This is a genomic window from Lichenicola cladoniae (assembly GCF_013201075.1).
GTDB classification, from domain to species: domain Bacteria; phylum Pseudomonadota; class Alphaproteobacteria; order Acetobacterales; family Acetobacteraceae; genus Lichenicola; species Lichenicola cladoniae.
Window position 1 is genome coordinate 697,780 of record NZ_CP053708.1, and the last position, 21,347, is coordinate 719,126.

A 21,347-nucleotide genomic window follows, 5' to 3' on the forward strand; every position below is an offset into this window, starting at 1 on the left:
ACGGCGCCGGGCGGCCTGCTACCGTCGGCGCCCCGCCACCATCAGTCCGCACAGGGCGATGCCGAAGGTCAGCGCCGCCCCGACGCCCGGCCGGTTCTTGTTGGCCCAGAGCTGCGCGCTGGTGGACACAGACTCCTTGTCGAACGGTCCGTGCGTCGATGACACGCGCGTCGATGCGCTGAACAGGTTCGCATCGTGGGCATCGGCGATGCCCTGGTTGGAAGATTTCAGGGTGCGCGGGCCGAATGTCGCGAGCAGACGGTCGGCGAGTGCGGGGGCCAGCTGGTTGAGCAGCGCGATCTGCACCGTCTGGCCGCCGATCTGCAGGTCGCGCCGGCGGTTGGTCGCGGCGAAGTGGATCGCGTCCGCCACGATTTCCGGCTGATACACCGGTGGCGGCGGCCGTGGCAGTCCGTCCATGTGCGCGGTCGCATGGCTGTAGAACGGCGTGTTGACGCTCGGGGGATAGACGATCGTGAGATGCACGCGGCTCCGCTCCCCGAGCAGCTCGCTGTGTACTGCTTCGGTGAAGCCGCGCATCGCGTATTTGGCGCCGGCATAGGACGATAACAGCGGGGCCGCGCGCAGGCCGAGCGCCGAACACACGTTGACGATGGTGCCGGCATTGCGCGGCCGCATATGCTCCAGCGCGATCCGGGTGCCGTTGACGGTTCCCAGATAGACAACCTCGGTGACCCGCCGGAACTCGGCTTCGGAACTGTCCAGGAAGGTTCCGAACACACCGACGCCGGCATTGTTGATCCAGACCTTGATCGGACCCAGCGCGGTCTCGAGCGTTGCCGCGGCCCGGCGCAGGGCGTCGCTGTCGGTGACATCGGCAATGCAGGTCACGACCGTGGCACCGCCTGCGACAAGGGAGGCCTCGGCCGCGTCGAGCGCCGGCTTGCCGCGGGCGATCAGACCGACCCGCCAGCCCTTGCGGGCAAAAAGCTCCGCGGTGCTCAGGCCGATGCCGGAGGATCCGCCGGTAATGACGACGACGTCCGGATTGGTGTTCGCTGACATGCTTTACCTTTGCCGGGGCGATGCGCCCCCGGTTCAGGTGGGATCGTTACAGCAGCACCGAAACCCTGGGGGTCCGGCAAACCGGACGGCGGGACATAGTCGTGATGTCCGCCGCCCCTGACTGGAACTACCGGCTGCTCGGAACCACCTGGCCTTCCGCCGGGTAGGCCGGAAGCAGCGGCGGCGGCTGCACCACCACATGCGGCGTACGGCCGAGTTCGTCGGTCATCATCTTCACCCCGGTTTCCAGCTGGATGTCGTGGTCGGTCAGGAACTCGCCCGGCACGTCCTCGAGGTCGATATCCGGGTCGACGCCGTGGTTCTCGATCACCCACTTTCCGTCGGTGCCGTAGAGGCTGTCCTCCGGCACGGTGATGTAGCCGCCATCGAGCAGCGTCCACTCGCCGCGTATGCCGCGCACGCCGCCCCAGGTGCGCGTGCCGACCAGCTTGCCGAGCCCGTACTTGCGGAAATAGTAAGGGAAGATATCGCCGTCCGAGGCGGAGTAGTGGTTGATCAGCGTCACCTTCGGACCGTTCACCAGCTGCTGTGGGATCGTCATCGCCGCGCGTTCGCGGTTGGTCGACATGCCGATCAGCACCCGGCGCAGCCGCTCCAGCACCATCTGGTCGATGAAGCCGCCATTGTTCCAGCGATCGTCGATCACCAGCGCCTGACGGTCGATCTGCGGATAGAACTGGCGGACGAACTGCTCCATCCCCAGGCTCTCCATGTCGCTCAGGTAGATGTAGCCGACCCGGCCGCCGGAGAGCTGGTCCACCTTCTGACGGTTATGGTCGATCCAGTATTGCTCGCGCACGGCGAGCTCGTTCGCGATCGGCTCGACGGTCACGTTGCGCCTGGCTGCGGTGGCGGAACTCGACACCGTCAGCGTGACCGGCCCCTGCAGTCCCACGAACAGGCTCTCCGGCGCGTCGGGCGCCTTCAGCTCGCGGCCGTTCACTGCCAGCAGCATGTCGCCCTCATGCACGTTGACGCCCGGTTCGGTCAGCGGGCTGCGGTAATGCGCGCGGGTATTGTCGCCCGGATAGATCTTGGCGAACCGGTAGCGACCGGTCGCCGCATCGAGCGCGTAATCCACGCCGAGCAGCGGCGTCGTCACCGCCTCGGTCGGATCGCCGTCGTCACCGCCGCCGACATAGGTATGCGAGTTGCCGATCTCGCCCTGCACCTGGCCGATCACGTAGTTCAGGTCGTCGCGGGTCCCGACCAGGGGCAGCAGCTTCGCGTAGGAATCATGCACCGCCTTCCAGTCGTCGCCGTTCATCGCGGCGCTGTAGAAGAGGTCGCGCTCGAGCCGCCAGGCATTCTCGAACATCTCGGCCCATTCCTGGCGCGGCTCGATCCGGGCGCGCATGCCGTCGAGCGACAGGGTCTTGTCGTCGGTATGACCCGGTTTGGCGTCGATGACGTGCCAGTCCTTGTCCTGCTTGTAGAGCAGCTTGGCGCCGTCGGCCGACAGCGCGTAGGTGTCGAGCCCTTCGACCACGGTCTCGTTCTTGCGGGTCGTCATGTCATAGACGTGCAGGGCGGATTTCTCGCCGGGCAGGTTGCCCTCGATCAACGACGGCGGCTGGGTCTGGTAGAAAATCCGGGTGCCGCGCGTCTCCATCGCGGTGATCTCGGCGGGTTCGATCGGCACCGGCACGGCGCGCTGCATCAGCCCGTCGAGCTCGACATGGATCGGCGCCGACACGCCGGGTGTCCAGCCCTTGCCGTCCGCTCTCGCCTTGCTGCTGTCCGGAACCGGTGCGGCGGGTGCCGCCGACGTATGGCCGTGCAGGATCGAATGCGCCGGCGGGTTTGCCGCCTGGGCCGGGGCGGCATCCACGGCACCTTCGTCGGATCGTAGGGCGAATGGCGAGGCCAGGTCGGCGGACAGCGTCGCCGCATAGATGCCGTCGGACTTCAGCATCGCGACGTTGGTCTCGCTGTCCGAGACCGTCGGCAGCTCGTGCCGGTTCGAGACGAACAGCAGCAGCTTGCCATCGGCCGAGAATGCCGGATCGAAATCGCTGTTCATCGGCGAGCTGACGATCACGTCCTGCCCCGCGGCCACCTCATGGAGATGGATCGCCTTCATCTGGCTTGCACGCTGGGTGCTGTAGGCGAGCCACTTGCCGTCCGGCGAGAAGGCCGCATCATGGATCTCGGTGTATTTGTCCTGTGCCACCAGCCGTGGTTCCGAGCCGTCGGTGGTGACCAGCCAGAGATTATGGTTGCCGTCCGGCACCGCCAGCGTCCGCCCGTCCGGCGACCAGACCGGCGTGTAGAAGAACCCGGTCTTGAACTGGCTGATGATGCGCTCGGCACCGGTGCCCTGGCCGGTCGGTCCGTCCGTCGCACCCGGAACCGCCGCGCGTATCGCGATCTGCTGGCTGCCCGTGACGTCGGTGGTGTAGGCGATGGTGCGGCCGTCCGGCGACCAGGCCGGATGATCCTCGTCGGCATTGCTGGTCTGGGTCAGGTCGCGGATAGCGCCATGTTCGGCTGGCACGGTGAACAGGTCGCCGCGGGCCGAGAAGGCGGCGCGGGCACCGTTCGGCGACAGGTCGTAATCGACGGTCTGCGACGTATCGGTCGCCCGGATCGCGTCGGCCACCTTGACCCAGCGCGGCTGGGTGCGGGTGCCGTCGTCGGGTACATCGACGCCGACCTGGTGCATCTGCTCCGACGGAAGGTCGATCGACCAGAGCTTGCCGGCCTGCTGGAAGGTGATCGTCGCGGCCGAGCCCGGCTTCGCATCGGCCACGCCGAGCGACGGGAACTCGATGTCGTAGTCGGTGAAATGGGTGATCTGGCGGGTCTGCTTGCTGTCCAGGTCATAGACCCAGATGTTGGCGCGGCGCTTGGAATCCCGGTCGGACAGGAAATAGATCCGCCGTCCGCTCCACATCGGCGACGTGTCGTTGCCCTTCCAGTCGGTGATCCGGTCGAGCTTTTTCGAGGTGAAATCGTAGGTGTATACATCCGGCGCGCGGCCGCCGTCATAGCGCTTCCAGGTGCGGAAATCGCGGAAGATGCGGGTGTAGGCGATGCTGTGCCCATCCGGCCCATAGGTCATCAGGCCGCCGCGATCGAGCGGCAGCAGCGTTGGCAGGCCACCGGCGACCGGCACCTGGAACAGCCGGTGCACCGACGGATTCCAGTCCATCCGGCGCGACATGAACACGATGTTCTTCGAATCCGGCGTCCAGGTGACCACCATGTTGTCGGGGCCCCAGCGGGTCGGCGCCTTGGCGACCACGTCCGAGTGGAAGGTCAGGCGCCTGGCCTCGCCCCCGGTGGCCGGAATGACATAGACGTCCTGGTTGCCCTGGTAGCTGGCGGTGAACGCGATCCATTTTCCGTCCGGCGAGTAGCGCGGCATCAGGTCCTGGCCCGGATCGGCAGTCAGGCGCTGCGCGGTGCCGCCGGCCTTGGCCACCGTCCAGAGGTTGCCGTGCGCCACGAACACGATGCGGTCGCCGTGCGAGTTGGGGAAGCGCATCAGGGTCGGGGCCGCCGCCTGGGCTGCTCCCGTCGAGAGTGCCGTGGCCGACAGCAACCCCATCAGCAGGGCGACGCGGGTCCGGATCGTATGGGCCATCGTGACAGGTTCCTAAGGTGGGGCAGGCGGAGTGCGCTGATGCAATGCACGAAGGGAGCCTGTGTTCGTACAGCGGTCAAGCGTCGGGCGCTTGCAGGGTAGGGCCTGTGCCGTTAGCCTGCGGTCTGCATCAGGAGTTGGGTTGACCCCCAACGCCAACCTGCCTCCCCGGGCAAGGTGGCGTCCCGTTCAGGGAGATGCGGCCGTTTCCGGCAACCAACGGGACCACGCCGCCATCATCTGCGACCAGGGTCTGCCCGTCTCCATCATTCGGAGCGGCCAGTTGAAGCGGAACGTGCCTATCCCTCTCGAGCGCACCGGGCCGGCCTCGATTGCTTCGGCCACGGACGACGCGTTGAATGGCCTGCTCCGTGCGCCCATCGCCGTGGCGCTGGGCGACGAGACCGAGCATGTCTGTCTCGGTGCCGTTATCGATCATATCGGCCGGGCCCGCCTTTGCGGTTGGCACCTCGTGCTGCACGGTGCCGCCCGCGACGCGCAGTCGGGGATTGAGGCCTGGACACACCTGTATCGCGTCATGCCGGATCATGGCGGACGCGTGCTGGTATTGCTGCACCGCGCCTGTGCGGGCGACCAGCGCGAGGAACTGCGGCGTGAGGCGGTACGCGCCTCCTTGGGCCTCGGCTAGATGGTTGGTCCGACCGGATAGCGATCTAGCTCCCGGAGAACGTGAAGTCCTTCACCGACAGGTTCGTGACGTGCGACAGGGTCACCACCGCATTGTCCGACAGGAAGAGGGTCGTCGAGCCGCCGCGGATACTCTCGTTCGCGACCACCTGCTGCGCCGTTCCGCTGAAGCCCTGCAGGTCGATCTTGTCGATGCCCGGCGTGAAGTCGGTGATGAGCGTGCCGCCGCCATCTGGCGGAAGAGCGGTGAAGGTCGGTTGGCTGATGAAGCGGAACAGGTCGTGGCCGGCGCCACCGGTCAGGGTCTCCGCCGCGTTGCCGCCGATCAGCGTGTCGTTCCCGCTCCCGGCGTTGATCACGAGGCTCGGGACGTTGGTGTCGTCGGTCGGTACGAAAGCGCCCCGGTAGCCCTCGTAGAGGTTGCCGACAGTCGAATTGCCGCTTGTCAGGATGTCTTGGCCGTACTGGCCGGCGATGAGGACATCATGCGCGGTGCCGGTGGCGATGAGGGTCGAACTCCCGTGCGCGCCGCCCACCAGGGTACTGCGCTGGGCCCCGGCAGTGATGGTGTTGTTGCCGACATAGAAGTAGCTGCCGTCGCCCGGGCCTTCGGGATACGGGGACATGTATGTGCCACCGGTGAATAAACCGCCGCCCGCACCGCCGGAGATCGTGGTGCGTTCCGCGTCGCCGCCGTTGACGACGTAGGTTCCGCGGTCTCCGCTGAAGGAAAAGGACGCCCCGCCTCCCATCACCGTCGCCTTGCCGGCGCCGCTGGCGATGACCTCGCTGTTGTTCAGAGGCGAATCGCTGTCGCCTGGACGGGTTCCCAGGATACTGACCAGGGCATCGGTCCCTTGCAGCAGCACGGTATTGTCGCCGCCCACGGTGATGACCGCGCCTTTGCCGGTGGCATCGATCGTGTCGCTGCTGCCGGGAAACTGCTGTCCGGACACCGTGTCGTTCCGCCCTTGCAGGAAGATGGTGTTGCTCCCGCCACCGCCCGTGCTGACGACCGATGCATTGCCCAGGAGGTGAACGATGTTGCCCGACCCCTCGAAATCCGCGGAGCCGACAAGATCGACCTGGTCCCGGTACCCATAGGCCAGGACGGTCGTGTCGTTTGCTCCGCCAAGGTCGATCATGTCGCCGGGTTTATGCGAGACGATCGTCCCGCCATCCTGGGGTTTCGGATCGACCCGGCCCGACGTCTCGATCGACCTGGGCAACCTGGCGTTCGTCATGGTCTCGTCCCGCTGCGATACTGGGTTCCCGGAAGACGGCCTATCTGACGAGCATGATCTCAAACGTTTCGTCGCTCAAGCATGTTCCGAAACGACACCTTCACGACCTGGACAGGAGGCTTGACGGGAGCGCACACGAAGTGCGGGATGTCGGCGTTGTTTTTCTTACCCCCGGCAGGTATGGGCGCAAGCCAGTGCGCAGTTCCGGAACGTGATTACAACGACTGGCCAAGTCGCGTTTCCAGGGCGGTCCGATAGGTCCGGCTGATCCGGCAGCGCTGGCCGCGTTTCAGGACCACGTCGAACTCACCGTGCGAGATCGGCTCCAGCCGCAGGATGCTGTCGAGATTGACGATCGTGGAGCGGTGGATGCGGGCGAACCGGGCCGGATCCAGCCGCTCCGCCAGGTCGGTCAGCGATGCCCGGTGAAGCACGATCGAGCCGCCGATATGCAAATTGACATAGACCCCGGCGGCCTCGATCAGGTCGACATCCTCCACCCGGACGAAGCGTGCGGTCTCGTCCGCCTTCAGCACCAGCCGGTCCAGGAACCGATCGCGTGGCAGAGCAACGTTCCGGGCCTCGGAGAGCATGCCGATCATGTCCTGCGCCAGCGTCCCGAGCCTGCCCTCGTCGCGGCGCGAGCGCACCCGTGTCATCGCCGCCTCGAGACGCTCGTCGCTGAACGGCTTGAGCAGGTAATCCAGCGCGTTGTCCTCGAACGCCCGGACTGCATGTTTGTCGTAGGCGGTCACGAACACCGTCGGCGGCATCTGCGCGGCGCCGACCTGCCGGATCACGCCGAGCCCGTCGAGGAGCGGCATCTGCACGTCGAGGAACACCAGGTTCGGCCGGCTCTCGAGGATGAGCCGCACGGCCGCTTCCCCGTCCCCCGCCTCGGTCACCTGACCGACCGACGCATCCTGGTTCAGGAGATCGATGATCCTGCGACGCGCCGGCGGCTCGTCATCGACCACCAGGACCCGCATCGGCTCAGGCTGCAGCATGATGTCGGGCTCCGGGTGCCAGACGAACGGGAAACGACATCGTCACCTCGGTGCCTCCTGCCTTTCCCGGACCGATCGCGAACTCTGCCTCTCCGACCGGATGCAGGCCCAGAACCCGCTCGCGGGTGATCGACAGTCCGACGCCGCTACCGGACGCACCGGTCCAATCCGGCGGCAGTCCGATCCCGTCATCGACGACGCCGATCGTGAGCCGTCCGCCGCTCCGGCACGCGTCGATCCGCACCAGGCCACCACGCGCACGGCCGGAGATCCCGTGCCGGATCGCGTTCTCCACCAGCGGCTGCATCAGCAGGCTCGGCACCAGGACGGCAAGGGTGTCGGGATCGACGCTGATCTCGACGGTGAGCCTGTCGCCGAAGCGCAGGCGCTGGATCGCCAGGTAGTGGTCGAGGAACACGAGCTCCTCGGCCAGGGATATTTCCTGCACGCCCTGGTCCCCCAGCGACCGCCGGAGAAGCTCGCCCAGATGCTCGATCATGCGTCGCGCCAGCCGCGGATCATGCGTGACTTCCGACGAGATGGTGTTGAGGGCGTTGAACAGGAAATGCGGGTCGAGCTGCATCCGCAGCGCGACCAGGCGCGCCTCGGAGAAGCTCCGCTCGAGCCTCTCCACCTGGAGTTCGGCGGCGCGATATCGCTGGCTGGAGGTGGTCGCCTGACGAACCCCCACGATCAGCACGTAGACAAGCAGGCTCCACAGGATACGCCCGTGCAGCGCCTCGGTAAGGGGCCGTGCATCGGCGAGCGCCGACCAGGCCCGGACACCCAGCACGCTTCCGAGTGCCGCCGAGAGGTAGAGATAGAAGGCCGTCAACCCGAGCCCGAGTGCCAGCGGCAACAGGGGACGCCGCCAGTCCGTCGCCGATACGGTGCGACCGTCCAGGGCGATGACGATTGCGGCGATGACGCCCCAGGACCACCAGTCGGCGAGAGAGACCAGCACGGTCGGCGCCCAGTCCGGCCCTCCGGTCAGGCCGGGAAGCGCGAACACCACGCCGATCGCGGTCCAGAACGACGCGACCAGGGCGGCACGGCGCCACCGTGTCCATCCCGTCCCGATGCCGGACGACCCCCTGGTCAGGGTACGTGCTTCGATTGTGCGGGGAAAGTGATGCCGGCGGGATTGTCGAGCCGCATCTCCAGTCCCCATCCCCAGTGGCCCACGCTACCCGGGAACCGGTTGCTCAGCGCGACAGCTATCACATTCTTTCCCTTGTGCAGCGGCAGCTCGAACGATCCGTTCAGCAGCGACAATGTCCCGTCCGGACGCTTCCGCGAGGCTGACGGATAATACAGGTTCTTGTCGGCAAATACCGGGCTGCCGTTCGCGAAGACCCAGACTTCCCGCGTCCAGCCGAGCGAGACGGGCACCGTCCGGTCGTGGTCGGAGACGATCGTGGTCCTGAGCCAGGCCACCGCCGCAGCGCCGCGCTCCGCCACGCCACCGAAGCGGCGGCTCAGATTGACCAGCCCGAACCGTTCCGCATCGATGTCGCTCCAGGGCGCCACCATACCGGGCATCTCGTCCAGCGTCGGTATATGACCGTCCGGCAGCACGGATGCGGCCGAGACCTGCCAGGCACGGACCAGTCCCGGCGCCGTATCCGTCGCGTCCGGCGCGGGGCTGGCGAATGCCGCCTGATCCACGCCAGGGGTGACCACCAGGTTGGCGAACGAGGCGGGTCCCTGCAATAATAGACCGCCCTGTTGCAGGTCGCCTGCCAGATGATCCACCGCCAGCACTGCCGCGCCGTTGACGAATGCCCGCAATCTGTGTCCCGACACCAGCAGCTTCACATGGTTCCAGCCAGTCTCCGTGACCGGCGCCGGGCCCTGGTACTCCGGATAGATGTCCCACATCAGGTTGCCGTGCGCCTGTGGGGCATACTGCACGCAATCGTAGGCGGCCTCGCAATGCGGTTGCGGGCGAAGATAGAAGATCTCAGCAGCACCATTCCCGCCCTGGCGGAAGCCGACGCCCGGGATTTCCTCGCCGATCGGCTTGAGGTCGAACGCGATGGTGCCGTCACTGAACGAGAGGCCGCCCAGCGTCGCCTTGCCATCGTTGATCCGCAGGATCCCGCCGGCAAGGAACTCGGTGTTGCCGTCCGGCTGCCAGCGGTCCGGACTCATCGGCACGTTCACCGCCGGCGCCGCGCCGGGCACCGTTGCGTCGGCCGGCCGCAGCATCGACAGCACGCAGACGCAAATCGTCAAGGCGCCCATGTGGCCGGAAACTATCGTCTTGAAGCGGGTCATGCTGCATCTCTCGGTGGAAGCACCCGATCGTCCGGGCGGCCAAGACCTGCGCCGCGCGCATCCATGCCGCGAGAACAAAGTCACCAGCCGGATCGTGGGCTTGCGAGACGGCTGAACGGCGCCGCCAACCGGTCGAGCTGGCGGCGGTTATCCCTGCTCCGTCGTCGGCGCGATTGTGCCGCGACCTGCCGGCTGCTTCGGCACCGGCCGAACAACGATCTGCCCGGTCTCCGGGGCTGGGGGCCGGCGCATGACGGTGAGCATCTTGTTCATCGGTCCCTGGAACCTGTCCGCCAGCTGCATCAGCATGTCCCGCCTGAACACGTAGAGCGCGCCGATATAGAGCGATCCGCCAAGTGCCGAGATCACCATCACCCGGATCAGGTTATGGTCGTTCAGTGCGGGAAGAAGCGAGACGGCGTAGGCGGCGCCGATCGACCCGCCTGCGAGCAGCACCGGCATGAGATAGAATTCCAAGATCGTGCCGATCTTCACGCCGCCCGACCTCAGGATCAGGATCGAGCAGAGCGGTGGATAGCTCATGTAGTAGATCACCACCGCGGTCGCGACCCCCAGCGTGCCGTGCAGCCAGGCACCGCCGATGACCAGGGCGAAGAATATCGGCGCGGACACCAGGGCGATCCGGAAGGAACGGCCGAACTCCCGCCTTGCGCTGAGCAGCGATCCGGCAATCCAGAACACGGCATCGAAGGGAAGCCCGATGCTCAGGAGCTGAACCAGCGGGATCGAGCCCTGCCACCGCTGCCCGAACAGCAGATGCAGTCCCGGGCCGGCAAGGGCGGCCTGCAGGAAACAGAACGGCATCACGAGATAGGATAGCAGGCGACAGGCCCGCACCACGGCATCGATCTGTCGCGCGGGATGCGAACCGAGCTGGGCCAGGGCCGGAAGCAGCACGTTGGTCAGGTTTCCGGCCAGCATGCGGATCGGCTGCACCGAGAACCGGAACGCGAAGAAGTATAGCCCGACCGTGTCTTTGGACGCGATCAGGCCGAGCACGATGTAGTCGCCCTGGTTCACGATCTCGACGATCGCCCGCTTGGCGAAGACCGTCGTGCTGCGGCCGAGGACGTACCAGACCTGCACCGCCTTGATGCGCCGGTTATACACCGGCGGGGACTTGCTCCAGAACACGGCCGCCTTGATGACGGCGACGATCGGTATCGGCAGGGCGAAGCTGTAGGCACCCATCCCCATCCAGGCGAACACGATGGTCCCGAACTGGATCGCGAAGATCTCGAACGTGTTGTAGGTGGCCAGGAACCGGAAGTTCATCGCGAGCCGGATGCTGACCGACGGCACGATCGATAAAGTCCTGATCGGCACGGCGACCGAGAGGATTATGATGATCCATGTCAGCGAATGGCTCTTGTAGATGTAGGCGGCGACCGGTGCCGCGAGCCACACGGCCACCATCCCGAGCGTGCCGAGGCAGAGGCTGATCCAGAATGCCGCGGACGACCATTGCGCAAGACGCTTCTGTCGCTGCAGCAGGACTTCGTCCACGCCGAAGCTCACCAGCGTCTGGGCGATCCCGGTGATGGTGTAGGCGAGCCCGATCGTCCCGAAATCCGACGGGGTCAGCAGCCAGGCCAGGATGAGTTGCGAGAAGAACCCGAGAAGTCGCGCGCTTACGCTTTGAGCGAACAGCCAGAAGAAACCGCTAGTCGCGGCCTGACCAAGACCGTGATTATGTCTTGCATTGATTGCGGTCGGGGCGGCCATGAGAGCGTAATCCTGTATATCGGTCCGCGCTGCTCGATGGCACGCTGGTCTGAAGACATGCGGCTTTAGGGATATAGTGGGTCTTCGCTTCAGCCGCTACCGAAGAGCGTTGGACGCACCTGGTCAACCGATCTCCGTTCGGCAATGTGAACGGTAAGTCAAGCTGGCGCCAGACCAGCTATCGGGCACATCAAGTATCTTCGTCGGGTGAGAGTTTGTTAGACAACTTTATTCGAGGCTTGCTGCGTCGATAATTGAACGTGTCTGGAAAGTATCGATTAAAGTGTGGCCTTTTGATAATATGGCTGGTCGCACGGGCCAAAACGTATTTCGGTGATGGACGGAGGCAAGCAACGTATAGAAGCGATCCTGCCGTCATGCGGCAATGAATCGGAAAGCCGATCGTATCACCGGTCGATCCAGTAATGAGTTTGGCGACATTGCAATCTGGTCTGTCAGGCTTGAATAGCTGACGCGGTTCGAACAACTGCACGGCACGCATCGCTACCTGCTGCTGACGCCCTCCATGATGTCGGCTCCAACGACCCGATCGTCGTCGGTGCGGCGCCGATGCTCCGGGACGCTTATATGATCCGGCATCAGGCCGCCGCCAAGACGTGCGATCCGGCTGCTGGGGATGTCGCGGGACGCTTCCGTTCGTTGGCTTGCGAGTTTTGCGAGCAGGGTTGCGGCCCTGCGCTGGCTGAGGACCTTTCCGTTGGCATCGTTGTCGCGGAGCCAGCCTTCGATGCGTGCGAACGGGCTGCGCTTGGTCCAGGGCCGGCGCAGCAGTTCGGCCGTCAGCTGCGGCTGGTCGACGGGGACGTCGATGCGGGTGCGGTTGCGTTCCAGCCAGTCGGCCTCGAAGCGGAGCGCCTGCGGGAACAGGGCGACCACCTGGTCCTCGTCGGCCGGGGTGGCGACGATCCTGGGGGTGCCGCCCAGGGCCGCGACCAGTGCTGCGGCAAGGTCGCGTCCACGGCGGGCCAGGTGGCCGAGCTGGGTGGCGCGCGGGTTCATCTCGATCAGGTAGTAGAGCCCGGTCGCGGTCTCGATCATGAAGTCGAGGCCGAACAGGCCGGAGGCGCCGATCCGGCGGGCGACGATGGCGGCGGCGGCCTCCATCTCGGGGCAGTCCACCATCCTGACCACGGTGGCGGCGCCGATGCCGTTCTGCGCCCTGAGCACGTCGACGCTGAGTGTGTCCAGCAGGTGTCCGTCCCGGCAGGCGGCCATGATGTTGGCCTGCCTTCCCTCGATGAAGGCCTGCACGGTGACGGTGCGGCGCTCGCGGCGCAGGCACTGCACGAACGGGAACGGGTCGCCGTCGAACAGCAGGATGCGCACGGCGCGGCGCAGGGTCAGCGGCTGCGACATGGCGAGGAAGGCGGCCTCTGCGTCGGCCAGGGTATGCACGACGCTGACCCCGGAGCCGCCCCAGCTGCCCTCGGTCTTGATCACGCAGCGGCCCGGGCGTGCGGCGAACCAGGCGCGCAGGTCGTCCACGCCAGCGATCGAGCGTCCGGCGGGCACGCGGACGCCGTCGGCCTGCACGGCCTGCAGCAGGCGGTCGCGGGTGCCGCTCAGCGAGAAGCCATCGGGCGCGCCGAGCGAGCGCTCGATCAGCGCACGCAACGCGACGCTGTCGGGATCGTGGGCGGTGGCGGAGGCGTGCAGCGCATGCAGGTGCGCGACGACGCGATCGTCGGTGGGGACGATGAGATCGGGGGTTTCCTGGCGGATGGCACGTGCCAGCGTGTCGAGCGGGGCGAGGGCGGAATAAGCGTGGACGGCGCGCAGGCTGCGCAGCACCCGCATCGGATGACCGTGCGGACAGATCGCGGAGACCAGGGCACCGTGGCCATGGAACGCCACCGCCAGGCGCGCCGCCGACGGCCACCACGTGGTCGTCGCGATAAGGACCCTGAGCTGGTTCATGGGTGCTGGGTAAGCCTCGGCAACGATCATGGCCCGAAATTCAAGAACAGGATTCAGTACAGGGCGAGATGGGCTGTCGAAGCGAATTCGAGACCCAGGGAAACTCGATTATTTCAAACTACAGAAACTTCGTTGGCAGTGAGGCAGCCGAAACAAAACATGGAGAGCGCCAACATCTTCGCAACTGCGGCAAGATGCCTGGAGTGCCAAGAGGCAGACTACGCATGCACTAGATGCCATATGTGCTGCAAACATTGTAGTAAAACCTGCACGGATATCGTCGGCTTATCGTTATTTCTACATGAATTCTTGTCGATTGACGATGAGAACTCTGCCTCGTGAGCATGGCAGTCAACGGGACCGTTTCAATATTGTCCCGGAATGCAGATGCGGCTGACGTTCGGGACGCGGTTGGCCTGCAGGTCGACGCCGGTTGTCCACCGGCGCGGTGATGCCGGTGGATCTAGATCCGCGATGCGTGCGCCAGAACCGGGCGGGCGGGAGCCGGTCGAACCACCCGGGAACGCGTCCCGAACCCGCGCAGGTTCATGGATGATTGCCCACTTTCGACAAGCAGCCCCTTCCGGTTTATCCGCTTGGCTGCGAGGCTGACGGGAACGCCGGCAAAATCCGGGAAGGACGCCAATCGATGACCGCTCCCCTGCATGCCCCACTGCACATCCCTGCGATCCTCACCGTCACGCTCAACCCGGCGATCGATCATACCGTGCGGCTCAAGGAGCTGATCCCCGGCACCGTCCACCGTGCGCTCGGCTCGGAGTGGGCGGCGGGAGGCAAGGGGGTCAACGTCGCCGGCTGCCTCGCTGACTGGCGCCTGGACGGAGAGCCGTCGGTGGTCGCGACCGGATTGCTGGGCGAGGGCAACGCACCGACATTCGAGGCCTTCTTCGCGGCCAAGGGCATTGCCGACCGCTTCGTGCGCATTCCCGGCCATACCCGGACCAACATCAAGCTGCTGGACGAAGCTACCGGCGACACGACCGATATCAACCCGGCCGGCCTGATGCCGCAATCGATCCATCTCGAACAGCTGCGCGCGGTCCTGGAAGCCGAGGCGAGTGCCGGCTCGATCGTCGTGCTGTCGGGCAGCCTGCCGCCCGGCCTGCCGCATGCGACCTATCGCGAGATCGTCCGTGGCCTGAACCGCGAGGGTGCGCGGGTGATCCTGGATGCCGGCGGTCGCGCGTTCCGCGATGCTCTGGCGGCTCCGGCGGACGCCCTGCCTTGGGCGGTCAAGCCCAACCAGTACGAGCTCGAGCAATGGGCTGGCGAGCGCTTCGTTGATCTCGGCGGCATGGTCCGGGCGGCCCACAGGCTGTGCCGGCAGGGCATCGGTTTGGTCGTGGTGTCGCGTGGAGCCGAGGGCGCGTTGTTCGTCAGCGAGCGCCATGTCCTGCTCGGACGGCCGCCGATCCTGCAGGTCGCCAGCACGGTCGGCGCCGGCGACGCACTGGTCGCCGGCATGGTCGCTGCTCTGGCGGAAAAGGCCGAGCCGGAGCGGGTCGCACGGATGGCGCTATCCTTCGCCGCCGCCAAGCTGGCACGGCGTGGGCCGAGTCTGCCCGACCGTGCAGCGGTGTTGTCGCACTTTGACACGATGACGATCGAGCGCCTGACCCCACCCGTATAGCGGGAAGGATCGACCGGAGCGGGCTACCGAAGCTGAGGGTCGGCAACCTTCAAAATGAAGGTGTCCAGCCTCTCCCACGGGCCGCCGAGATAGCGCCACAGGTGCAGGCAGGCGCCCTCGGTCTCGAACGGCATGAAGCCGCGCTGCAGCCGGCCGAGCGTGGTCCGGGCGATGTCCGGGCTCACCTTGTTCTGGACGGTGACGTGCGGATGCCAGCCCTGCCGGTCCTGAGGAGTCAGCCAGTCCGTCCAATCGGCCGCCAGTTTCGAGTGCATCTCCTTGAGCACCGGGGCCTGCAGCCGGAATGCGACGCCGTGGCCGAGCGGGACGGGAGCCTCGACCCGCACCACCGGACGTGACGGCAGGCCGGTGGTCTCGATCTCGCGCAACCGCTTCGTGATCGGCCGGCGTTCCTCCCCGGGCAAGTGATGGAACAGCGAGACGTGCGCCGGCACGACGTTGCGGTCTGCCGGGAAATGCCGATCCCGGAGCGCCTGGAACAGGCCCTGTGCAGGGTCGGCAAGCTGCAGTGTAAGAAGCAGAGGCGCGCGCCGCTCGCCGGTCGATGTTCCGGCCTGGCCGACCGGTTGCGGCGGGCCGCCATCGGGGGCGGCTGCAAGGTCCGTTCCGGGCCCGTCATCGTGTTGCGTGGTCATTTGCCTCATGCTAGAGGCCGCGCAACGGTAAAGGCGGGTCTAATTCCGCTAAAATTGCCAGGTCGATGATCAAGGGGGACGTGCGGAGTGACTTCAGGCGGCACGATAGCGTCTCCAGTTGCGAAACGGCCCGATGGAGCCGCTGGTCGTTACGCGACCGCACTCTACGAACTTGCGGACGAGCGCCAGCAGATCGACATGGTGGTCGACCAGGCCGACGGCCTTGCCCGGCTCATCGATACGAGCCCGGAGCTGCAATCGTTCCTTCGCAATCCGGTGCTCGACATCGCGCAGGATCGCACGGCGATGCTGGCGGTCATGACCGCCCAGGGATTCAGCGAAACCCTGCAGCATTTCGTCGGTGTGATCGTCAACAACCGTCGCCTGGCCGACCTGCGCTCGATCCTGACGGCCTTTGCGCTGCTGGTGGCCGACCGTCGCGGCATCGTCGCCGCCGAAGTCGCCAGCGCGCATCCGCTCACCGACCTCCAGCGCGTCCAGTTGCGCGCCCGCCTGACCGAGGCCGGCTACGGCCGCGTCGATATCCAGGAACGGGTCGATCCATCCTTGCTTGGCGGGCTGGTGGTGCGTGTCGGTTCGCGCCTGTACGATGCCAGCCTTCAGTCCCGCCTTTCCCGCCTGCACTACTCCATGAAGGGAGCCGCGTGATGGAGATCCGTCCCGCCGAAATTTCGGACATCCTCAAGCAGCAGATCGCCAATTTCGACAGCGAGAGCGACATTGCCGAGACCGGCACCGTCCTGTCGGTCGGTGACGGCATCGCCCGTGTCTACGGCCTGCAGAACGTCATGTCCGGTGAAATGGTCGAGTTCCCGGGTGCGGGTGTCCGCGGCATGGCGCTCAACCTCGAGAGCGACAATGTCGGCATCGTTATCTTCGGCGACGACCGCGCCATCCGTGAGGGCGACACCGTCAGCCGTACCGGCACCGTGGTCGATGTTCCCGTGGGTCGTGGCCTGCTCGGCCGCGTGGTCGATGGCCTCGGCAACCCGATCGACGGCAAGGGCCCGCTGACCGATGTCGTGCGCAAGCGCGCCGAGGTTAAGGCGCCGGGCATCATGCCGCGCCAGTCGGTGTCGGAGCCGATGCAGACCGGTATCAAGTCGATCGACGCCCTGGTGCCGATCGGCCGTGGCCAGCGCGAGCTGCTGATCGGCGATCGCCAGACCGGCAAGACCGCGATCATCCTCGACAGCTTCATCGCGCAGAAGCCGGTGAACGCACTCGGCGACGACAGCAAGTCGATGTACTGCATCTATGTCGCGATCGGGCAGAAGCGCTCGACCGTGGCCCAGATCGTGCGCACGCTCGAGGAGAACGGCGCGATGGAATATTCCATCGTGGTCGCCGCCACCGCGTCGGACCCGGCGCCGATGCAGTACCTGGCGCCCTATACCGGTTGCGCCATGGGCGAGTTCTTCCGCGACAACGGCATGCACGCGCTGATCTCGTACGACGATCTGTCCAAGCAGGCGGTCGCCTATCGCCAGATGTCCCTGCTGCTACGCCGTCCGCCGGCCCGCGAAGCGTATCCCGGCGACGTGTTCTACCTGCATTCCCGCCTGCTCGAGCGTGCCGCCAAGATGTCCGATGCCTATGGCGGCGGATCGCTGACGGCGCTGCCGGTGATCGAGACCCAGGCCGGTGACGTCTCGGCCTACATCCCGACCAACGTGATCTCCATCACCGACGGCCAGATCTTCCTCGAGACCGAGCTGTTCTTCCGCGGCATCCGTCCGGCGGTGAATGTCGGCGGCTCCGTGTCCCGCGTCGGTTCGGCGGCGCAGATCAAGGCGATGAAGCAGGTCGCCGGCAAGATCAAGCTGGAGCTGGCGCAGTATCGCGAGATGGCGGCGTTCTCGCAGTTCGCCTCGGACCTCGATGCTGCGACCCAGCAGCAGCTTGCCCGTGGCGCCCGCCTGACCGAATTGCTGAAGCAGCCGCAGAACACCCCGTATCCAGTGCAGGAGCAGGTCGTGGTGCTGTTCGCCGGCACCCGCGGCTTCCTGGACAAGGTGTCGGTCGACAAGGTGGTCGGCTACGAGCGCCAGTACCTGTCCGAGTTGCGCGCCAACGGCGATGGCATCCTGGAGTCGATCCGCGACCAGCGCGAGATCAAGAAGGACACCGAGGAAAAGCTGACCAAGTTCCTCACCGACTTTACCCGCCGCTTCACGCAAGGCTGAGGGACACCTCGGGATGCCTTCGCTCAAGGACCTCCGCGCGCGGATCACCAGCGTGAAGTCGACGCGCAAGATCACCAGCGCGATGAAGATGGTGGCGGCCGCGAAGCTGCGGCGGGCGCAGACCCATGCCGAGGCGGCCCGGCCTTATGCCGAGGCCATGCAGCGCATGCTCGCGGCCCTGGCTCGCAACATCGCCGGTCGCGAGGGCGCGCCGAAGCTGCTGGCCGGCACCGGCTCCGACAAGGTTCACCTGATCATCTCGGTCACCAGCGATCGTGGCCTCGCCGGCGGTTTCAACTCCAACATCGGCCGTGCCACCCGCCGGCTGATCCAGCGGCTCGAGGGCGAGGGCAAGACCGTCAAGCTGCTTCCGGTCGGGCGCAAGGGCGGCGACTACCTCGCGCGCGAATACCGCGATCGCATCATCGAGCGCATCCCCGGCTCGGCAGGCAAGGATGTCCCGTTCAGCGTCGCGGAAGAGCTCGGCGCGCGCGTCACCAGCATGCTGGAGAAGGGCGAGTTCGACGTCGCCACCCTGGTCTTCAACCGCTTCAACAACGTGATGTCGCAGACGCCAACCGAGATCCAGCTCATTCCGCTGGCTTTGCCGTCGAACGACAACGAGGTCGGCGACAAGGACGGCGCTACCTATGAATTCGAGCCGGACGAGGAAACCATCCTGGCCCGCCTGCTGCCGCGCAACCTGCAGATCCAGATCTATCGGGCGATGCTCGAGAGCGCTGCTGGCGAGCAGGGCGCCCGCATGACCGCGATGGACAGCGCCACCCGCAATGCCGGCAAGGCGATCGACCGGCTGACGCAGAACTACAACCGCACCCGGCAGGCCAACATCACCCGCGAACTCATCGAGATCATTTCCGGCGCAGAGGCCCTCTGATCTCGTTTTCCGATAGTCTCTGGTCGTCCGATTTCCAGCGCAGGAGCTGATCCATGTCCACCACTCTCGAGGCTCCCGCGAAAGCTCAGGGGCACAACATCACCGGCCGCGTCACCCAGGTGAAGGGCCCGGTCGTCGATGTGCAGTTCGAGGGCGAGCTGCCGTTCATCCAGAACGCGCTTACCTGCCAAATCGGCGACCTGAAGCTGGTCCTGGAAGTGGCCCAGGAGATCGGCGACCGCCAGGTCCGCTGCATCGCCATGGACTCCACCGATGGCCTGGTCCGCGGCACGGAAGTGCGTGACACCGGCAACCCGATCCGGGTCCCGGTCGGTCCCGGCACGCTCGGCCGCATCCTGAACGTCATCGGTGAGCCGATCGACGATCGCGGACCGGTGGTGGCCGTGAAATACTCGCCGATCCATCGCGACGCACCCACCTTCGAGGAACAGGCCGCGTCGTCCGAGATCCTGGTCACCGGCATCAAGGTGGTGGACCTGCTGTGCCCCTACCTGAAGGGCGGCAAGATCGGCCTGTTCGGCGGCGCCGGCGTCGGCAAGACGGTGCTGATCCAGGAGCTGATCAACAACATCGCCAAGGCGCACGGCGGCGTGTCGGTGTTCGCCGGCGTCGGCGAGCGCACCCGCGAGGGCAACGATCTCTACTTCGAGATGATCGATGCCGGGGTGATTAAGCTCGGCGACGTTAACACCGATGGCTCCAAGGTGGCGCTGGTCTATGGCCAGATGAACGAGCCGCCGGGTGCCCGCGCCCGCGTGGCGCTCTCCGGTGTGACCCTGGCCGAGTATTTCCGTGACGAGGAAGGCCAGGATGTCCTGTTCTTCGTCGACAACATCTTCCGCTTCACCCAGGCCGGCTCGGAAGTATCGGCGCTGCTGGGCCGCATCCCGTCCGCCGTGGGCTATCAGCCGACGCTAGCGACCGACATGGGCGCGCTGCAGGAGCGGATCACCTCGACCAAGAAGGGCTCGATCACCTCGGTGCAGGCGATCTATGTCCCGGCCGACGACCTGACCGACCCGGCCCCCGCCACTTCGTTCGCCCATCTCGACGCGACCACGACGCTGAATCGCTCGATCGCCGAGCTCGGCATCTATCCGGCGGTCGATCCGCTCGACTCCACCTCGCGGGCACTCGACCCGAAGATCGTCGGCGAGGAGCACTACCAGGTCGCGCGCGACGTGCAGCGCATCCTGCAGACCTACAAGTCGCTGCAGGACATCATCGCCATCCTGGGCATGGACGAGCTGTCCGAGGACGATAAGCAGATCGTCGCCCGTGCCCGTCGCATCCAGCGCTTCCTGAGCCAGCCGTTCCATGTGGCTGAAGTGTTCACCGGTGCGCCGGGCAAGCTGGTCTCGATCGAGGATACCGTGCGCTCGTTCAAGGCGATCGTTGCAGGCGAATACGACCATCTGCCCGAAGGCGCCTTCTACATGGTCGGTTCGATCGACGACGTCGTCGCCAAGGCCGAGAAGATGAAGAGCGAATCCAAGTAGGAAGCGGCCGATGCCGATCGACGTCGAAATCGTCAGCCCGGAAAAGCGCCTGCTTGCCCGGGCTGTGGACATGGTCGTGGTGCCGGGCTCTGAAGGCGACCTTGCGGCGATGCCCGAGCATGCGCCGATGATCGTGCTGCTGCGCGGTGGCGTGGTATCGTTGCACCAGGGTACGCAGGTCACCGATCGGTTTTTCGTGGCTGGTGGCTTTGCAGAAATCACCGGCGATCGCTGCACCATCCTGGCGGACATGGCGGTTCCGGTATCGTCGTTGTCGCGACAGGATGGCGAAGCGCGGCTCCGACAGGCCGAGCAGGACTACGACACAGCCGACAAGAGCGACGTTACGCTACTGGAACCACTTCTGGATCGTATCCAGTCGGCACGCGCCTGGGTTGAAACGGCAGAAGTCGGTTAACGTTAAAACACCGTTGCTGCTTTAAATGTTATCGAACGACGACCTCATCCCATTGTATGGGATAACGGACGAGTGCGCACCAAGGCTGCATTGACGACTGGCAGCACGCTGAACGGTGAAGCGCCTCGTACCGGAAGGTTATGGATATCCAGGCCGCCAATTCCGACCACGGTCCCTTTTATTTTGATTCCGAAAAGATAGACATACAAAGAATACGCGCCCTGGTTGCACTGACGGGCGCAGGGTTCTGGGAATGGAGATGTTCCGATAACCGATTGCGTCTCAGTCAAGAGATCCACCGGTTCATCGGCACTCCCGGCGAGACCATTTCGGAAACAGCCGAAGCCGCGCTGACGGTGGTTCATCCCGATGATCTTGATGCCGTCACCATCGCTTTCGATAACATAACGGCCGGACGAAATTCGTCGATTACGCTTATTTGCCGTGTGCGCCACCAGGAAGGACACTTCATCCGGGTGCTGTTCCGCGGACAGGTTG

At 65.6% G+C, this 21,347-nt stretch carries 16 protein-coding genes, 1 pseudogene and 1 riboswitch; of the genes and pseudogenes, 8 read left to right on the forward strand and 9 right to left on the reverse strand.

Translation table 11 applies throughout. From position 1 onward, the window contains the following. Positions 1 to 18: 18 nt before the first annotated feature. Together HN018_RS03050 and HN018_RS03055 are read right to left on the reverse strand one after the other, a co-directional pair. On the reverse strand, positions 19 to 1,026 hold the full coding sequence (locus HN018_RS03050; protein ID WP_171836437.1) for an SDR family oxidoreductase: 1,008 nt from the start codon (positions 1,024 to 1,026) through the stop codon (positions 19 to 21). A gap of 127 nt (positions 1,027 to 1,153) precedes the next feature. Beyond that, the gene (locus HN018_RS03055; RefSeq protein ID WP_171836436.1) at positions 1,154 to 4,636 is read right to left on the reverse strand and encodes a S41 family peptidase; all 3,483 of its coding nucleotides are present in this window, start codon (positions 4,634 to 4,636) and stop codon (positions 1,154 to 1,156) included. 122 nt (positions 4,637 to 4,758) lie between these two features. Then, positions 4,759 to 4,866: riboswitch (SAM-I-IV-variant riboswitch) on the forward strand. A gap of 65 nt (positions 4,867 to 4,931) precedes the next feature. Here HN018_RS03055 and HN018_RS03060 point away from each other — a divergent pair. Beyond that, positions 4,932 to 5,285, forward strand: a complete 354-nt coding sequence (locus tag HN018_RS03060; RefSeq protein WP_171836435.1) for a hypothetical protein — start codon at positions 4,932 to 4,934, stop codon at positions 5,283 to 5,285. A gap of 25 nt (positions 5,286 to 5,310) precedes the next feature. Here HN018_RS03060 and HN018_RS03065 read toward each other — a convergent pair whose 3' ends face one another. The 6 genes from HN018_RS03065 to HN018_RS03090 form a co-directional block, all read right to left on the reverse strand. Next, positions 5,311 to 6,528: a M10 family metallopeptidase C-terminal domain-containing protein gene (locus tag HN018_RS03065; protein ID WP_171836434.1), complete on the reverse strand. Its 1,218-nt coding sequence runs from the start codon at positions 6,526 to 6,528 to the stop codon at positions 5,311 to 5,313. Positions 6,529 to 6,743: 215 nt separating this feature from the next. Continuing rightward, a complete protein-coding gene (locus HN018_RS03070) occupies positions 6,744 to 7,535 on the reverse strand; it encodes a LytR/AlgR family response regulator transcription factor (RefSeq protein WP_171836433.1) in 792 nt (263 codons plus the stop codon). Further along, complete coding sequence (locus HN018_RS03075) at positions 7,522 to 8,706, reverse strand: sensor histidine kinase (RefSeq protein ID WP_171836432.1); 1,185 nt, start codon at positions 8,704 to 8,706, stop codon at positions 7,522 to 7,524. The genes HN018_RS03070 and HN018_RS03075 overlap by 14 nt, the downstream gene beginning before the upstream one ends. Beyond that, positions 8,634 to 9,815: a hypothetical protein gene (locus tag HN018_RS03080; RefSeq protein ID WP_171836431.1), complete on the reverse strand. Its 1,182-nt coding sequence runs from the start codon at positions 9,813 to 9,815 to the stop codon at positions 8,634 to 8,636. The genes HN018_RS03075 and HN018_RS03080 overlap by 73 nt, the downstream gene beginning before the upstream one ends. A gap of 147 nt (positions 9,816 to 9,962) precedes the next feature. Next, positions 9,963 to 11,561, reverse strand: a complete 1,599-nt coding sequence (locus HN018_RS03085) for a lipopolysaccharide biosynthesis protein (RefSeq protein ID WP_171836430.1) — start codon at positions 11,559 to 11,561, stop codon at positions 9,963 to 9,965. A 504-nt stretch (positions 11,562 to 12,065) separates the two neighbouring features. Further along, a complete protein-coding gene (locus tag HN018_RS03090) occupies positions 12,066 to 13,499 on the reverse strand; it encodes an ATP-grasp domain-containing protein (RefSeq protein ID WP_172443424.1) in 1,434 nt (477 codons plus the stop codon). Between the two features lie 649 nt (positions 13,500 to 14,148). Here HN018_RS03090 and pfkB point away from each other — a divergent pair. Beyond that, on the forward strand, positions 14,149 to 15,150 hold the full coding sequence (gene pfkB / locus HN018_RS03095; RefSeq protein ID WP_171836428.1) for a 1-phosphofructokinase: 1,002 nt from the start codon (positions 14,149 to 14,151) through the stop codon (positions 15,148 to 15,150). A gap of 23 nt (positions 15,151 to 15,173) precedes the next feature. On the opposite strand, the gene HN018_RS03100 is transcribed toward pfkB, so the two are convergent. Beyond that, entirely contained in the window at positions 15,174 to 15,806 is a 633-nt protein-coding gene (locus tag HN018_RS03100) for a 2'-5' RNA ligase family protein (RefSeq protein WP_171836427.1), read from the reverse strand. A gap of 87 nt (positions 15,807 to 15,893) precedes the next feature. On the opposite strand from HN018_RS03100, the gene atpH reads away from it, so the two are divergent. The 6 genes and pseudogenes from atpH to HN018_RS29335 form a co-directional block, all read left to right on the forward strand. Then, on the forward strand, positions 15,894 to 16,475 hold the full coding sequence (gene atpH, locus HN018_RS03105) for an ATP synthase F1 subunit delta (RefSeq protein WP_171836426.1): 582 nt from the start codon (positions 15,894 to 15,896) through the stop codon (positions 16,473 to 16,475). Continuing rightward, positions 16,475 to 18,013: a F0F1 ATP synthase subunit alpha gene (gene atpA, locus HN018_RS03110; protein WP_171836425.1), complete on the forward strand. Its 1,539-nt coding sequence runs from the start codon at positions 16,475 to 16,477 to the stop codon at positions 18,011 to 18,013. The genes atpH and atpA overlap by 1 nt, the downstream gene beginning before the upstream one ends. A 13-nt stretch (positions 18,014 to 18,026) precedes the next feature. Then, complete coding sequence (locus HN018_RS03115) at positions 18,027 to 18,911, forward strand: F0F1 ATP synthase subunit gamma (protein ID WP_171836424.1); 885 nt, start codon at positions 18,027 to 18,029, stop codon at positions 18,909 to 18,911. 53 nt (positions 18,912 to 18,964) lie between these two features. Beyond that, a complete protein-coding gene (gene atpD / locus HN018_RS03120; RefSeq protein ID WP_171836423.1) occupies positions 18,965 to 20,431 on the forward strand; it encodes a F0F1 ATP synthase subunit beta in 1,467 nt (488 codons plus the stop codon). 10 nt (positions 20,432 to 20,441) lie between these two features. After that, the gene (gene atpC / locus HN018_RS03125) at positions 20,442 to 20,849 is read left to right on the forward strand and encodes an ATP synthase F1 subunit epsilon (protein WP_171836422.1); all 408 of its coding nucleotides are present in this window, start codon (positions 20,442 to 20,444) and stop codon (positions 20,847 to 20,849) included. 140 nt (positions 20,850 to 20,989) lie between these two features. Next, a pseudogene (locus tag HN018_RS29335) lies at positions 20,990 to 21,334 on the forward strand (PAS domain-containing protein); the annotation flags it as partial. Between the last annotated feature and the right edge of the window lie 13 nt (positions 21,335 to 21,347).

Bases quoted from the DNA above. Each gene is read 5' to 3' on its own strand.
- HN018_RS03075 (WP_171836432.1), bottom strand. From the start codon at position 8,706: ATGGGGACTGGAGATGCGGCTCGACAATCCCGCCGGCATCACTTTCCC.
- atpC (WP_171836422.1), top strand. From the start codon at position 20,442: ATGCCGATCGACGTCGAAATCGTCAGCCCGGAAAAGCGCCTGCTTGCC.
- HN018_RS03055 (WP_171836436.1), bottom strand. From the start codon at position 4,636: ATGGCCCATACGATCCGGACCCGCGTCGCCCTGCTGATGGGGTTGCTG.
- HN018_RS03050 (WP_171836437.1), bottom strand. From the start codon at position 1,026: ATGTCAGCGAACACCAATCCGGACGTCGTCGTCATTACCGGCGGATCC.
- HN018_RS03100 (WP_171836427.1), bottom strand. From the start codon at position 15,806: ATGACCACGCAACACGATGACGGGCCCGGAACGGACCTTGCAGCCGCC.
- HN018_RS03090 (WP_172443424.1), bottom strand. From the start codon at position 13,499: ATGAACCAGCTCAGGGTCCTTATCGCGACGACCACGTGGTGGCCGTCG.
- pfkB (WP_171836428.1), top strand. From the start codon at position 14,149: ATGACCGCTCCCCTGCATGCCCCACTGCACATCCCTGCGATCCTCACC.
- HN018_RS03070 (WP_171836433.1), bottom strand. From the start codon at position 7,535: ATGCTGCAGCCTGAGCCGATGCGGGTCCTGGTGGTCGATGACGAGCCG.
- HN018_RS03080 (WP_171836431.1), bottom strand. From the start codon at position 9,815: ATGACCCGCTTCAAGACGATAGTTTCCGGCCACATGGGCGCCTTGACG.
- HN018_RS03115 (WP_171836424.1), top strand. From the start codon at position 18,027: ATGCCTTCGCTCAAGGACCTCCGCGCGCGGATCACCAGCGTGAAGTCG.
- atpA (WP_171836425.1), top strand. From the start codon at position 16,475: ATGGAGATCCGTCCCGCCGAAATTTCGGACATCCTCAAGCAGCAGATC.
- HN018_RS03085 (WP_171836430.1), bottom strand. From the start codon at position 11,561: ATGGCCGCCCCGACCGCAATCAATGCAAGACATAATCACGGTCTTGGT.
- atpD (WP_171836423.1), top strand. From the start codon at position 18,965: ATGTCCACCACTCTCGAGGCTCCCGCGAAAGCTCAGGGGCACAACATC.
- HN018_RS03065 (WP_171836434.1), bottom strand. From the start codon at position 6,528: ATGACGAACGCCAGGTTGCCCAGGTCGATCGAGACGTCGGGCCGGGTC.